A 13821-nucleotide genomic window follows, 5' to 3' on the forward strand; every position below is an offset into this window, starting at 1 on the left:
CAAATCACTTCAGCCTGCTTATCCCTTCCAAATCCTTCAAATCAAACTCCAGCTCCGTATATCCCATCGCATAAGGGCCAATCTCATAGGGAATGTAAATGAGAACAAGTTTATCAGCCTGGTACCCAATTGCATTGGGAAGAAAGAAACCTGTTTCTGGCAAGAAAAAACGACCATCATCTTTGAGCGCCACTCCCTCTTCGACCTCATGATAATTTCGGAATGCTGCTTCAGTCAATTCCAGCATTTTATTCTCATCTAAAATGACCCGATCTAAACTCAGATACTCTCCCGTCTTCTTGTCAAAGTTCATATAGTAAATGCTCGAATTGGGGTGGGTGCCTCCTGCAAAATTGAATTCGGAGAATTTAAAACTCAGTGTGCTGTCTGATTCATAACTTTTCTCTACGTTCAGCTCTATTGACCAGCCGCCTGAAGCATCTGGGAAATCTATTATGAAATCATCAAACGAATCGAGGAAATCCTTTGCTGCGGAATCAAGGTTATCAAAATTCTTTTCGTGATGAAAATAAACCAATAGTTGAAGCCTTATCTGTTCATTAATCAATGAATCAGCTGATGTATTTTCAGCTACTGGCCAACTCGCTTCTACCGTTGCACAATTATCATCCACACATCTTTCGGAAGAAAAAGCCTTTGTACTAAAACTCAGTTGCTCTTTAGTTTGATCTGACTTGCTACAGGCAAAGCAAAGTAATGCTGCTATAACTACTAGGTATTTCATTTATCGTTTTTCTTTGGATTGAAAAAAGCACTTATCAAATCTCGTGCAAGAGACAGTGGACTGCGCTCGCCATTTTCAACCCGCTTACGATTTTTGGACAGCAATTCCTGAACTTGCTGATGCTCCAGGAAGAATTTACCCAGCAAAAAATGTAGATTCTCATCCAGCCAATTCAGTCGTTGTTCGGCACGATTTGATTCCCAAAATCCTGAACTCTGCATCTGGAGATTGTATATCTGAATCATTTCCCAAATATCACTTAGCCCTTCACCTGTCAGGGAAGAAGCTGTCATTACAGGAGTTGACCAGTTATTTTGTCCGAGCGGAAAAAGATGGAGCGCATTTTTATACGCTGACTTTGCCCTCTTGGCATTGGATTGATTTTCCCCGTCTGCCTTGTGAATCACAACGCAGTCTGCCATCTCCATGATACCTTTCTTGATTCCTTGGAGTTCATCTCCAGCTCCAGCGAGCATAAGTAAAAGAAAGAAATCTACCATCCCTTTTACTGCAGTTTCGGATTGCCCCACGCCAACAGTCTCTATTAAAATCACATCAAAACCTGCCGCTTCGCAAAGCAACATCGCCTCTCTGGTCTTTGAACTTACTCCTCCTAAGGTAGCACCAGTTGGACTGGGACGGATAAAGGCACGTTTATCGCTAGATAGCTTTTCCATTCGGGTTTTATCACCGAGAATACTGCCCTTGCTTTTTTGACTGGAAGGATCTACAGCCAAAACAGCAACAGATTTCCCATGCTCTACCAATAGTTGACCAAAAGCTTCTATAAAGGTACTTTTCCCGACTCCAGGCACTCCAGTAATTCCAATTCGAATAGAATTGCCTGTAAACGGCAAAACCTCCTGCACCAAGTCTGAAGCCAAGCCCAAGTCACTTTCTAAGGCACTTTCTGCAAGTGTAATAGATTGGCTGAGCTTCGTTCTATCGCCAGAAAGAACACCTTCTTTGTATTCCTGTAGTGTGAAGCGTTTTCTCATTTTGGGTAGCCTTCGGTAAAATTAACATCTCCCATTGGACTCTTTAGGTAAGTTGCTATTACATACGATTGCATCTCTATTGCGATATAGGGATCAGTCGGAGACAAGCTGATTTCCTGATCTATTTCACTGGAGAAAAAGAAAACCACTGTCCTGCCGTATTTGGTATGTGGCTGTGCGTCTCCGTACTCCTGCATCCATTCCTTCGAACTGTCCAGAGCTTTTATCGCATACACTCTTATGACTGGCCCAGTATTGTTTTCATTTCTATAGCTTGACAATTCCTCATATTTTCCTTCAAAACGCTCTATTCCAGGTTGGGAAAGAGAATCAATGGAGATATAGACTACAAGTCCAGCCACTATAATGGCGATAATCCAGAAAATGATTTTAGAGGTTTTCAAAAACTAGTGCGGTTATAAAGATTAGGCCTTAATTTAGCCGAAAATTCCGAGAATGGGTTTCGAGTACATCAAAGCACTTCATATCATTTTTATAGTCACTTGGTTTGCAGGGCTATTCTATATCGTCAGATTGTTTATTTATCAGACCGAGGCGCTGGCACGACCTGCAAATGAGCGAGACATTCTCAAGCCACAACTTGACTTGATGGCCAGCCGACTTTGGTACATCATCACTTGGCCTTCTGCTGTTTTAACTTTGATTTTTGGCACTTGGGTTCTCTTCTATCGATGGGGTTATTTGGAGCTTGGTTTTATGCAAGCCAAGTTGGGATTTGTGTTTCTTCTATATATCTACCATCTTTTTTGCCATAAACTTTTCAAAGAATTGCAATCTGGAAGAACCAGATGGACCTCCACTCAGTTGAGGATATGGAATGAAGCTAGCACCCTGCTTTTATTCGCAATCGTATTTTTGATTGTCCTAAAAAATACCATGAGCATGGTTTGGGGTTTGGCAGGGCTAATCACGCTTGGTGTAACTCTGATGCTTGCCATTAGACTTTATAAAAAATTTAGAAAAAAATAATAATTACCATGAAATCGAGCATGTTGCAAACAACACACGGAGGAATAATTATCCGTCATGCGAGATTCCATGTGGCCATTGAAAATTAAATTAAAAGCACATGAAAACGAGGTTTTCAATCCTATCACTTCTTCTGATTTCATTTTTATTTACTCACTGCAAACCTGCGGGAGAAAAAAACGAGCCTCTTCCAAAACTTGGAAATTGGCACGTAGATGAAAAAACTGTCGATGGGAAGATAGTTCAGGATACGGTTTACCATAAAATAGCTGACTTTTCATTCACTAATCAAGAAGGTAAGACAATATCCAATGCTGACGTAAATGGAAAAGTATATGTGGCAGATTTCTTTTTCACGACTTGCCCGACGATCTGCCCAATTATGAAAAAGGAGATGCTTCGCGTCTTTGACAAATTCGGAGATAACCCTAACTTCAAAATCCTGAGTCACACCATTGACCCAAATCATGACACACAAGAAGTCTTGAAAGATTATGCTCAGAAATTAGGTGTCGAAGATGACAACACCTGGAATTTTCTAACGGGGGATTCTGAGAAGATTTACGAAATAGGCCAAACTAGCTACATCACCACTGCCCAGGCTGATCAAAATGAACCTGGGGGATTTCTGCATTCAGGAGCTTTTCTTTTGATAGATCAAAAGGGACATATTAGAGGCGTGTACGACGGTACCAAAGCAGATCAGGTGGATAAGTTGATAGCTGATATTCCGAAGCTATTGGGGAAATGAGAAAATATCTAATCATCTTACTTTTTGCGGCAGCATGTAGTCCCAAAAGCTCCAACGAGGAAAATACGCTAGCTCAAATACAAGATCCCGAAGTGATGAAATATGCTGTAGAAGGCAAAACAATCTACGAAAATCACTGTGGGAATTGCCACCAAAATGACGGTTTGGGACTTGGGAAACTGATTCCACCTTTGCGTGAATCCGACTACTTCCAAGCCAGCGTTCACCGAACGGTGTGGATCATGAAGTATGGACAGGAGGGGGAAATCGTGGTAAATGGTCAAATCTATAATCAAGCCATGCCTGCCAGTCCACAACTCACTCCTCTGGAAATATCACAGATCAGTACCTACCTGTACAATATCTGGGGAATGAATGAAGGAAAGATCACTTCCAAGCAGGTAGAAAAATATCTCCAAGAAAAGCCTGAATTCTGATTATTTCAGCGCTTTTTTCGCATTGTCCAATGCTGCTTTCATTTCCACATTGACCTTAGTTATTTGCAGCATCTGTCCATCAAGATATTGCTTGAGTTCCTCTTCTGACTTATCACCATCCTCTTTTTCGTATTGGTGCATCCATTCAAACATGGCCTCATTCGCATGATTAAGATCATATGCAAGTGATTTATACTCTTCTACCTTTGCTGAATCTATAGTATCTTCGCTTTCTAATTCCTGTGCCCTTTCGAGAGCTTTACGCTCCAGTGATTTCAGCTGACCCATTTTTGGCATAACTTCATCGTGAACAGCAATTACTTCTGCACGGAGTTTTTCATTCTCACTTGAACCCTTTAGGCCACAGGCGTTTACAAATAAAAATGAGGTTAAAATCAAAAATAGAATTGTTCGCTTCATGGTAAATCAATTTATCTGCCTTAAAGTTACTATTTTATCTAGAGATAGTATTAAAAAGTAAGATGAGAAAGAAAGGTGATTTATTCGGCCAGAGCTATTAATTTTAGAAGCTCTTAACTACTGCACATTATGAAACCATTTTGTTTTGCCGACGGGCAAATAATATCCACCGAAAAAGCCAGTATTCATCCTATGGACTTAAGTTTTATCCGGGGATACGGGATTTTCGATTTTTTCCGAACCGTCAATTTTAAAGCTCTTTTCCTGGACAGTTACTTGGACCGCTTTTTTGCCTCGGCTGAAAAAACCTTTCTGCCGCTGGATTATTCCCGTGCAGAACTAAAAGCTGTGATTCAAGACTTGATCGAGAAAAATCATCTCAAAGAAGGTGGAATTCGAATGGTTTTGAGCGGTGGAGTTTCCCCGAATCACTTTTCACCGGCCAAAGGAAAACTTTTCATTTTTGCTGAGTCATTGATTTTCCCTGCGCAAGAGAAATACGACAAGGGCATCAAACTGCTCTCTCTAGAATACGTGAGACCAATTGCAGAAATCAAAACGACCAATTATGCATATCCAGTTTGGGATAGTATGCGCTGGAAAGATGCTGGTGCTGAAGATGTAATTTATCACATGAACGGCATCCTAAGCGAGAGCTCTAGAAGCAACTTTTTCATCGTGAAGGATGGTAACATCAGCACTCCTGATGCTCATGTGCTCATGGGAATTACCCGTAAACATGTGATAGAATTGGCAGGAGATGTGCAAATCAGGCCTATTAGTATGCAAGAAGCTTTGAATGCTGATGAAGCATTTATTACCAGCACAACGAAGGTTCTGCTTCCTGTAACTCAAATCGATGAGCATGAGATAGGCTCTGGAAAACCAGGGCCTGTTTCTCTCGGTCTCTTAGAAAAATTCAGGAAATTGGAGAAAGAGCTTTGTTGTTAGGAGGGAAGTAGGGAGCTAGATAGTTTGGAAATCAAAAAATAGTTATGCACTGATACTCCATAATGAGCTTAAAAATTCAATAACCTGGCAATCTAAGATCTGGTATATTGATATTTTTCGGCAGTCCGTTAAGGCAGTTTTAAGGCAGCATTGTATCAGATCCAAGTATGAAGACCTGCCGGCAAGGCAGCTGCTCGGTCTTCGGATTTCTGGGATTCTGCGGGGAGGGTGTTGAAATACGGATATACCTCATTCCAACACCCTCCGCTTAACCAAAAAGAATCCGATCCCCGAGCGAAGCCGAGGGGAAGATTTACGAAGTTATATTTCTCCAACTAACATCAACCAAGTACCCCACTCACTCAATCGCTGAAAATACCATTTGCCGGAATTTCCAGCTCGACTCATCGCCAGTTCCTCCTTGGGTTTGCTTCATCAATATCCCTATAGTATTTGTCACTGGATCGGCAAAGTATTGGGTATTGAAATAACCACCCCAATCGAAGGTACCTAAGCTTCCGATCCCGCCTTGAGCTACGCCTTTTTCATCGACTAGCCCAAAGGCCAATCCATAATCTTTTCCTCCATCACCCAGCAAATCCCCTACTTGATTGCTCATGATAGCTTTTACAGTAGTTGGACTCAGGAATCGCGTGCCATTGTATGCTCCCCCATTTAGGTACATCTGAAGGAATTTCGCATAATCCTCTGCAGAGGAGGAAAGTCCTGCTCCACCAGAAAAGAAAGTCTTTGCTCCTGTTTTAGGATAATCAGGATCATAAAAAGTCACTGGAAAAGCCTCCCATTGATTAGCTACTTTTCGGTGAATTGTCACCAACTTTTTCCCTTGAGCTTCATTCAAGTAGAATCCGGTATTTTTCATTCCCATAGGATCAAAAATCCGAGTTTGAAGAAACTGGTCAAACGTCATCCCGGAAATAACTTCTATGAAATAGCCTAAAACGTCAAGTCCTTCGCTGTATGTATATTTAGTTCCCGGTTCATGATGGAGCGGCAGCTTTGCCAGCTTCTTAATATTATCTCTGATTTTCACAGGCTCTGTCGTGAACAAATCCACTATTCCAGCTTTCTGATAGATCATTTTCATCTGCTCATTCCCATCGATCAATCCATATCCGATCCCTGAGGTATGGGTAATCAGGTGCCTAATCGTGATCTCGCGCGGAGAAGGCTTGGAAGAATATGAAGAATCGCCATAGCGGAAACCAGCTAGAATCTGAGGATTGGCAAACTCGGGAATGTACTTAGAAATCGGGTCATCCAACTTGAACTTTCCTTCCTCCCAAAGCATCATCACGGCAGTGGAAGTAATCGCCTTTGATTGGGAGGCAATTCTAAAAATCTGATCTTTGGCCATTTCAGTCCCAGAAGCAACATCCGCAAGACCCTTGGCTTCATGATAGACAATCTTTCCGTCTTTCACGATTAGCGCTACCAGACCAGGTACTTGATTCGAACTTACGGTTTCCTCCAGCATTTGGTCGATACGATCCAATCGCTCTGCTGAAACCCCAATTATTGGCTGTTTCCCTTGCGGTGAAAGAATCGTTGATGGACTTTGGGCAAAAATAGTTACACTCAAAAGAATCGTGTAAATAAAGCAGCTGAGCAAGCTGATGTACTTATTCATAGGTTGTGGGTTTGATTGAAAGGTAAAATAGGGAATCTCTGCCAAAAATCTACCCTGCTGCTTTCAATGGCAAAAAACATTCATGATTTTATGGTTCACGAACATGGATAAAAGTGGTATTTCGCTCTTTCAGAGCTTTGGTTTGAATCGCATTACTTTTCACTTAGCCCAAGAGCTGGGCTGTGTTATGGCGGGCTTTCAGCCCATTCACCTCTTGAAATTGCGCTCTCTGCGAAATACTCCGCGTTCACCGTGGATGAAAAACTTCAAAAAAAACAGGCCAATGAATAATCATCGGCCTGCCCACTTTTGAATTTATAATCGATTAGTCAACTTCAAAATAGTATTCAGTTCCATCCTGGAACATACCAAGCACTACTATTCCATCTCCTTCATTGTCATTCAACACTTCCAGAAGATTATCTACTCCTGATATTCTTAGCCTTCCATCTTCGGTGATAATAGAAGTAATGATGAAACCTGGTTTTGCACCAGCTCTACCCCACTTCTCACCAGTGACAGTTGAAATTAATGCTCCACCTGAAAGTTTGAGTTGTCCTTTTACTTGTTCAGGCACTTCTTCAAAACTGACACCTTGAAATGCGTAGGTTTTTGGAATAACTTTTTCCACTACACCTGTGGTACCTGAGAAATTCTTTAGAGTCGCTTTAGTTTTATTGGTTTTACCATCACGGATGTACTCCACTTCTACTTTGTCTCCTGGCCGTTTTCTAGCCACCATTTCTTGCAAGTTCGCCACGTTATTGGTCACTCTGCCATCCAAGCTTATGATGATATCTCCTGCTTGGAGTCCAGCATCCGCTCCAGCGCTATTTTCATTGACACCACCTACATATACACCTTGCTCTACAGGCAATTCCTTCTCTAAATAATCTGCAAGTTCAGGACTTACGTTTTGGATATTTACACCAAGTAAAGCTCGTTGTGCCGTACCATACTTCATTAGATCATCCATCACTTTTTTCACCAGTGTGCTAGGCACAGCAAACGAATATCCGCTAAATGTACCTGTGCTACTTGCAATCGCTGTATTGATACCGATCAATTCCCCGGCGAGATTGACAAGTGCACCGCCGGAATTACCCGGGTTTACTACTGCATCAGTTTGCAAGAAAGATTCAATGGAGAGATTATTTTCTACGTTTTCAAGAATTCTAATATTTCTAGCTTTCGCAGAAATAATCCCTGCTGTAACGGTAGAATTCAAATCAAACGGATTCCCAACAGCAAGCACCCATTCCCCTATTTGAGTTTTGTCAGAATCTCCGAATCTAACGAAGGGCAATCCCTCTGCATCGATCTTCAGCAATGCCAAGTCTGTGGTAGGATCAGTGCCAATTACTTCAGCTACATATCTCTTATTATTATCCAAAGAGATCTCTAGCCTAGTTGCGTTTTCCACTACATGATTATTGGTTACGATGTAGCCATCAGGCGAAATAATTACACCTGAACCTGAGCTCATAGCTACAGGGCCTTGTTGTCTACCGCCCTTATCCCGCTGCCCTTCTCTTGGAGGTATTCCAAAATATTCGTGGATAGGATCTCGTTGACTTCTACCACTACTTGCGTATGTGATCTGGCTTTTGACGTGAACGACTGCCGGCACTACAGCTTCTGCAGAGGCTACAAAATTGATCCCGTCTGGAATCGTAAAATCTTCGCCGGAAAGTAAGTTTGCAAAACTGGCTGGCTGCTTCCCATCGAAGCTTGTGGCATTTTGTGGTTGTGCGAGAAAACTAACGCCTGCTAAGGCGACTATGCCTCCGACCAAAGAGGCAAGAAGGATTCCCAGAAAGAACTGTCTTTTACTCATATTTCCTTAGGTTTATTTTTTTTAAGTATTAAACTGAGTGATAATCATATAGATCCAATTATTATACCTGAAATGTTGGCTGCATGACCAAATTAACATGTATTAACCGCTTTTCAGGAGCTTTAAATTATTGAATCAATTGAACTCTCCATTTATAAGCTGTTACCATCTTAACCAAAATAAACATCCTGATGTTTTTCTAATTTCAAAATCGATCATTCCATAAAACTTGTATTCTTGTAGTTAGAAATAATCGTCCATTAAATGAAAAACTTTATTCAAAGGAGCTTAGTTCGCTGTAAATCTTCATTTAGGTCGATTTTCTCTATCTTAATCCCATACACGTATTTTATGAAACGCTTATTTTTATTACTGGTTTTTATTCTACCCTTTTCCCTCTTTTCGCAAGCCCAAGAGAACCCGGTCACACCAATTGCTGCTATAGATACGCTTTTTGATTACGCAGACACGGCGGATATCCAGCCAATAAGCCTAAAATCAACTGGCTCCGTACTGACTCAGGTGATTAGTAAGGTGCAGCGCTATGCTTTCGAACTAAGCGAATTAAAACTGGAACTTTCTGATTTCCTTGATACGACGGAAATGTCCGAAATGCTCCCTAAAATCAATCTCTTAGCAGAGCGAATAATGAGTAAAACTGAAGAAGACTCACAATATCTCAATCATCGCTATATAGTTGGAATGGAGAATTTGGTTTCAACCGCAGGAGACTTAAATAGATCCTACCTGAAAAATATTCAACAGAGAGTCGATATACTTGCTGAGGTAGGCGATAGGCTGAATACCATTAAGTCAGATTCGTTATTTGCTATGACACTTCGTGACAGTTCTTTAGTTCCGGCTATTAACAGCGAACTACGAATGCTGAAAAAATCTTTAAAAACAGTAGATAGCGTTTATCTAGAGCAAGAGATACTCACCGCTAGATTTCAAGCTAAGATTTCTGAGAACACGGTTGTTTTTTTGACCCTGAACCAATACCTAAATCAAAACAAGAAGAGACTGGACAGGCAATATTGGACTAAGGAGATTAATTACCCTTGGGAACCAGTTAATTATTCAAAAGTAACCAATTTGCGGACGGTGCTTAGCGAGTCAATGGACCTTAATATTACCTTGATGAAAGCTTATGTAGAACGTAAGGGATACATTTTCCTGATCTGCAGCATTATGCTGATTGTACTTTATCTGAAAATCAAATCTACTATCAGGGAAATAGGCAATCAAAAAGATTTCGCATCTCTTATTTTAGATCGTGTCAAATATTTCAAACGGCATACTTTCTCCTCTACGATCCTTATACTTCTGCCTATATTTTTGATTATTTTCACTAAACCTCCCTTAGTTTTCATATCAATCCTTTCGCTTTCAATGGTGATAGCTTCATGCTTCCTAGTCAAAAAGCAATTTGGCGAGTATTTCACTAAAATATGGTTTGTCTTCATGATACCGTATTTACTCCTGGCTCTTAGCAGTTTAAACTGGAAGGTAGTTTACCAAGAAAGATGGTATATACTCTTGTCCTCATTGCTATTCTTAGGGATGGGCATATTGCTTTTGAAATATGCCAATGCAAGTAAAAACAAACACAATGCCTTCGTGAAGTATCTCGCCATCTTTCTAATTGTAATAGAAGGATTCGCATTCTTGACAAATGTCATGGGCAGGTTCAATCTTTCAAAAACCTACTCAGTCACCGGCGCTATCTTATTCTATCGCGGTATAGGATTGTTTCTATTTGTGAATGTCTTTCTAGAGGCTATTTATCTATTTATAGAACATAGCAAAAAAGAGAGTGACGGATTTACATCCTATTTTGATTTTCAGGATTTGCAGAGTCGTATGAAAGGTTTTCTATACGTATTCGCTTCTGCCACATGGCTATATGGCGTCATCTGGCATCTCGGATATTTTGATGAAGTCTATAATTGGCTTTCAGAATTTCTCCTCCAAGACCGTACGCTGGGTGAGACTGTATTTCAATTTGGAAGTATTCTTCTTTTCATTACTATCCTTTACGTATCCACCTTTCTCGCTAATAACATAGCCTACTTTGCTTCTGTAAAAGATCAAAGAAATGCAAGTTCCAGAAAACAGAGACTGGGAAGCTCAGTTCTTTTAATCCGTCTGGCAGTATTGACAATTGGTTTTTTCATCGGAATGACTGCGGCTAAAATTCCGTTTGACAAAATCGCCATAGTCTTAGGAGCACTTTCTGTGGGTATCGGCTTTGGTTTGCAGACGATAATCAATAACCTAGTCTCAGGAGTAATCCTAGCCTTCGAGCGTCCCATTCAGATAGGTGATGAGATCGAAGTCGGCCTAAATGCAGGAACAGTGAAAGAGGTGGGTATCCGCGCAAGCAAGATCCAAGCATATGATGGATCTGAGATTGTGGTACCAAATGGTGACTTGCTATCGCAAAGCTTGATCAACTGGACACTTTCGGACAAAAAACGTAGGGTAGAATTGATTATTGGTGTAGGATATGGATCGGATATGAAGCTTGTGAAATCTGTTTTGGAAGAGGTGCTGAAAGGAGAGAGAATATTGAAAGCCCCTTCCCCGCATGTTTATATGCAAACTTTCAACGATAGTTCAGTTGACTTTCGAGTACTTTTCTGGGTGGAAAGCATGGATATCTGGATAGATGTACGTGCCGAGGTTATGAGTACTATTTTTGAAAAATTTGCGGAAAACGATATTGAAATCCCTTTCCCAAAAAGAGATCTTTACTTAAAATCTGTACCTTCCAACTGGCAGGAAAAAGTATCAAAGCCCGGAGAAGATATTAGTCCCAAAAAGTTGGATTTGGGTTCAGATCCAAATTCATCAGATGAAATTAAAAAATCCTCTAAAGAATAATCTTCAGAGGATTGATTTTCGCTAACAAAAAAGATCTTTATTAAGCTCTTCTTACATTGACAGCATTTGGCCCTTTATTGCCTTCTTTGATGTCATAAGTTACTTTGTCATTCTGTGCGACTTGATCTACCAAACCGGTTGCGTGTACGAATACTTCGCTTTGAGATTCATCGTCAACGATAAATCCGAACCCTTTGGCCTCATTGTAAAATTTTACTGTTCCCGTAGACATAATAATTTGTAATAAATTGGAATTGAAAGAGCGCTAAAAGTAAATATTGTATTAAAAAAAACAAAATAATCATTCTTTTTTTCAGGAAATGAAGAAAATAATTTTGGTGAGACACGGAAAGTCAGCTTGGAACAACCCCAATCTGAGCGATTACGAGCGCCCTCTGGCTGATCGAGGACTAGACGATGTGCCTGAAATGGGTTTTAGATTAAAGGAAAAAGGTATTTTTCCCGACCTTATTATAAGCTCTCCCGCAACTCGTGCTGCTCAAACTGCCGAAATACTCGCTGAGGTACTTCACATTCCCAAATCGAAATTGTCTTATGATAAAAATCTCTATCACGCTTCCTACGCTACGATTTTGAAATGTATCCAAAGGCAAGATGATACCAATGACCTGATCTTTGTGGTCGGTCACAACCCCGGAATGAATGACTTCATAGACCTTTTCGGTGGAAACTTAGACAATCTACCTACCTCAGGGCAATACGGTCTATTGGTAGATACAGCTCATTGGATCCAACTAAGACCTGAAAACACTAAGACTTGGTTTATTGATTACCCTAAGAAAAATTTGTGAATTAGAATTCAAAAAATGAAAGCTGTGGTATGTGGTAAGTTTTGAGAAGTGATCAGTCTCAGTCGAAGTTTTCAGTCGCCGTTCTCGACCTGTTAATGTCACACGAACGATAATAGTATAATTAAACAGGTGCGTACTCTGCGTAAACCTCTGTGCCCCCGCGGTTGAATCCTCATCAAGGCAAGTCAAAGTTTCTCACATCCTGAATTACTTCATGGAATTTATTTTCGTTATCTAGCAATTAAATGATGGCTCAGGCCCACGTCTGAAGATTTTCCTTCCGCTAGCCAGCCTTGAATCAAATGAGCACATTGAAAAAAATATGACTAAAAATAAATCTGCGTCCTCTGCGTAAACCTCTATGCCCCCCGCGGTTGAATCCTCATAATGGCAAATTAAAATTTCTCTCATCCTGGGTTATACTTCATGAAATTAATTTTCAGGATCTAGCAATTAAATGATGGCTCAGGCCCAAGTCTGAAGATTTTCCTTCCGCTACCCAGCCTTGAACCAAGTGAGCACATTGAAAAAAAAATTATGACTGGAAATAAATCTGCGTACACTGCGTAAACCTCTGTGCCCCCGCGGTTGAATCCTCATCAAGGCAAATCAAAGTTTCTCACATCCTGGATTACTTCATGGAATTTATTTTCGTTTTCTAGCAAGTAACTGATCTTAGCTGCCACCGACTCTGGCGTAGAAAGGTCTCCATTTTCCTTATAGCCTTTGAAGCGTTCTACTTGAGGAAAATCCATTCCATCAGCCTGTCTGATTTCATCCTGCATCTGCGTATCTATGATTCCGGGAGCTACGCTGAAAAACCTAAATTTCCCATCGGTATTTTCCTTCGCTGCTACGTTTGTAAACATTGCTATCGCAGCCTTGCTGCTACAATAGACACCCCAACCCTCCATAGGCTTGGAAGCAGCACCAGAACTGATATTACATATAATCTTTCGCGCTTCTGAATCTTTATAAGTTGATACAAAAGCATTCGTCAGATACATAGGTGCCAATAAATTAATATTAATCTGCGTCCTCATCTTTTTAAACTGAAGACTCCCAATGGGCTTGATCTCTCCTATCCATCCAGCATTGTTGATCAATAGCACTTGCTTATAATCACCTCTAGGAAATAAGCTGGCAAGCTCATTCTCAAGCACTTCCAAATCTCCGAAATCAATGCTGATTTCGGTCAGATTCGAATTATCCAATCCAAGTTTGGTTCTAGAAATGGCTATAATTTCAAACTCATCCTTTTGCAAATAAGCATCCAAGATAGCCCGACCAAGACCTTTGCTATGGCCAGTAAGTATAAGAAGTGATTTTTTCATGATTGAATG

14 protein-coding genes are annotated in these 13821 nt (G+C 40.6%); 6 read left to right on the top strand and 8 right to left on the bottom strand.

Going from position 1 to position 13821, the window contains the following annotated elements; all coding sequences use genetic code 11:
- Positions 1-4 precede the first annotated feature (4 nt).
- Genes BVH04_RS09665 through BVH04_RS09675 form a run of 3 tightly spaced genes read right to left on the bottom strand, consistent with a single transcriptional unit; the run spans position 5 to position 2147 of the window.
- A complete protein-coding gene (locus tag BVH04_RS09665) occupies positions 5-745 on the bottom strand; it encodes a PdaC/SigV domain-containing protein (protein ID WP_086541267.1) in 741 nt (246 codons plus the stop codon).
- Positions 742-1743, bottom strand: a complete 1002-nt coding sequence (gene meaB / locus BVH04_RS09670) for a methylmalonyl Co-A mutase-associated GTPase MeaB (RefSeq protein ID WP_086541268.1) — start codon at positions 1741-1743, stop codon at positions 742-744. Before meaB ends, BVH04_RS09665 begins: the two co-directional genes overlap by 4 nt.
- Positions 1740-2147 carry a hypothetical protein gene (locus BVH04_RS09675; protein WP_086541269.1) on the bottom strand — a complete coding sequence of 136 codons (408 nt, stop codon included), beginning with the start codon at positions 2145-2147 and terminating at the stop codon, positions 1740-1742. The genes meaB and BVH04_RS09675 overlap by 4 nt, the downstream gene beginning before the upstream one ends.
- 52 nt (positions 2148-2199) lie before the next feature.
- Here BVH04_RS09675 and BVH04_RS09680 point away from each other — a divergent pair, with 52 nt between their 5' ends.
- The 3 genes from BVH04_RS09680 (at position 2200) to BVH04_RS09690 (ending at position 3921) form a co-directional block, all read left to right on the top strand.
- Positions 2200-2733: a CopD family protein gene (locus BVH04_RS09680; protein ID WP_086541270.1), complete on the top strand. Its 534-nt coding sequence runs from the start codon at positions 2200-2202 to the stop codon at positions 2731-2733.
- Between the two features lie 100 nt (positions 2734-2833).
- Entirely contained in the window at positions 2834-3484 is a 651-nt protein-coding gene (locus BVH04_RS09685; protein ID WP_086541271.1) for an SCO family protein, read from the top strand.
- Positions 3481-3921, top strand: coding sequence for a c-type cytochrome (locus BVH04_RS09690; protein ID WP_086541272.1), 441 nt, complete (start codon positions 3481-3483; stop codon positions 3919-3921). Before BVH04_RS09685 ends, BVH04_RS09690 begins: the two co-directional genes overlap by 4 nt.
- Here the strand turns inward: BVH04_RS09690 and BVH04_RS09695 are convergent, their stop codons facing one another.
- Positions 3922-4341 carry a hypothetical protein gene (locus BVH04_RS09695; RefSeq protein ID WP_086541273.1) on the bottom strand — a complete coding sequence of 140 codons (420 nt, stop codon included), beginning with the start codon at positions 4339-4341 and terminating at the stop codon, positions 3922-3924.
- A gap of 129 nt (positions 4342-4470) precedes the next feature.
- On the opposite strand from BVH04_RS09695, the gene BVH04_RS09700 reads away from it, so the two are divergent.
- The gene (locus tag BVH04_RS09700; RefSeq protein WP_086541274.1) at positions 4471-5292 is read left to right on the top strand and encodes an aminotransferase class IV; all 822 of its coding nucleotides are present in this window, start codon (positions 4471-4473) and stop codon (positions 5290-5292) included.
- A gap of 358 nt (positions 5293-5650) precedes the next feature.
- Here BVH04_RS09700 and BVH04_RS09705 read toward each other — a convergent pair whose 3' ends face one another.
- Entirely contained in the window at positions 5651-6943 is a 1293-nt protein-coding gene (locus tag BVH04_RS09705; RefSeq protein WP_086541275.1) for a serine hydrolase domain-containing protein, read from the bottom strand.
- 325 nt (positions 6944-7268) lie between these two features.
- The gene (locus tag BVH04_RS09715) at positions 7269-8780 is read right to left on the bottom strand and encodes a S1C family serine protease (RefSeq protein WP_086541277.1); all 1512 of its coding nucleotides are present in this window, start codon (positions 8778-8780) and stop codon (positions 7269-7271) included.
- 351 nt (positions 8781-9131) lie between these two features.
- Between BVH04_RS09715 and BVH04_RS09720 the strand changes: the two genes are divergently transcribed.
- Entirely contained in the window at positions 9132-11666 is a 2535-nt protein-coding gene (locus BVH04_RS09720) for a mechanosensitive ion channel family protein (protein ID WP_169714406.1), read from the top strand.
- 40 nt (positions 11667-11706) lie between these two features.
- Here BVH04_RS09720 and BVH04_RS09725 read toward each other — a convergent pair whose 3' ends face one another.
- Positions 11707-11898 carry a cold-shock protein gene (locus tag BVH04_RS09725; RefSeq protein ID WP_086541279.1) on the bottom strand — a complete coding sequence of 64 codons (192 nt, stop codon included), beginning with the start codon at positions 11896-11898 and terminating at the stop codon, positions 11707-11709.
- A gap of 88 nt (positions 11899-11986) precedes the next feature.
- On the opposite strand from BVH04_RS09725, the gene BVH04_RS09730 reads away from it, so the two are divergent.
- Positions 11987-12478, top strand: a complete 492-nt coding sequence (locus tag BVH04_RS09730) for a SixA phosphatase family protein (RefSeq protein ID WP_086541280.1) — start codon at positions 11987-11989, stop codon at positions 12476-12478.
- A gap of 599 nt (positions 12479-13077) precedes the next feature.
- Here the strand turns inward: BVH04_RS09730 and BVH04_RS09735 are convergent.
- Complete coding sequence (locus BVH04_RS09735) at positions 13078-13812, bottom strand: SDR family NAD(P)-dependent oxidoreductase (RefSeq protein ID WP_086541281.1); 735 nt, start codon at positions 13810-13812, stop codon at positions 13078-13080.
- Positions 13813-13821: the final 9 nt, after the last annotated feature.

It is taken from the genome of Algoriphagus antarcticus (assembly GCF_002150685.1).
GTDB lineage: Bacteria > Bacteroidota > Bacteroidia > Cytophagales > Cyclobacteriaceae > Algoriphagus > Algoriphagus antarcticus.

Coding starts and splice junctions, on each gene's coding strand:
- BVH04_RS09720 (WP_169714406.1), top strand. CDS start 9,132: ATGAAACGCTTATTTTTATTACTGGTTTTTATTCTACCCTTTTCCCTC.
- BVH04_RS09690 (WP_086541272.1), top strand. CDS start 3,481: ATGAGAAAATATCTAATCATCTTACTTTTTGCGGCAGCATGTAGTCCC.
- BVH04_RS09665 (WP_086541267.1), bottom strand. CDS start 745: ATGAAATACCTAGTAGTTATAGCAGCATTACTTTGCTTTGCCTGTAGC.
- BVH04_RS09725 (WP_086541279.1), bottom strand. CDS start 11,898: ATGTCTACGGGAACAGTAAAATTTTACAATGAGGCCAAAGGGTTCGGA.
- BVH04_RS09685 (WP_086541271.1), top strand. CDS start 2,834: ATGAAAACGAGGTTTTCAATCCTATCACTTCTTCTGATTTCATTTTTA.
- BVH04_RS09715 (WP_086541277.1), bottom strand. CDS start 8,780: ATGAGTAAAAGACAGTTCTTTCTGGGAATCCTTCTTGCCTCTTTGGTC.
- BVH04_RS09695 (WP_086541273.1), bottom strand. CDS start 4,341: ATGAAGCGAACAATTCTATTTTTGATTTTAACCTCATTTTTATTTGTA.
- BVH04_RS09705 (WP_086541275.1), bottom strand. CDS start 6,943: ATGAATAAGTACATCAGCTTGCTCAGCTGCTTTATTTACACGATTCTT.
- BVH04_RS09730 (WP_086541280.1), top strand. CDS start 11,987: ATGAAGAAAATAATTTTGGTGAGACACGGAAAGTCAGCTTGGAACAAC.
- meaB (WP_086541268.1), bottom strand. CDS start 1,743: ATGAGAAAACGCTTCACACTACAGGAATACAAAGAAGGTGTTCTTTCT.
- BVH04_RS09735 (WP_086541281.1), bottom strand. CDS start 13,812: ATGAAAAAATCACTTCTTATACTTACTGGCCATAGCAAAGGTCTTGGT.
- BVH04_RS09680 (WP_086541270.1), top strand. CDS start 2,200: ATGGGTTTCGAGTACATCAAAGCACTTCATATCATTTTTATAGTCACT.
- BVH04_RS09700 (WP_086541274.1), top strand. CDS start 4,471: ATGAAACCATTTTGTTTTGCCGACGGGCAAATAATATCCACCGAAAAA.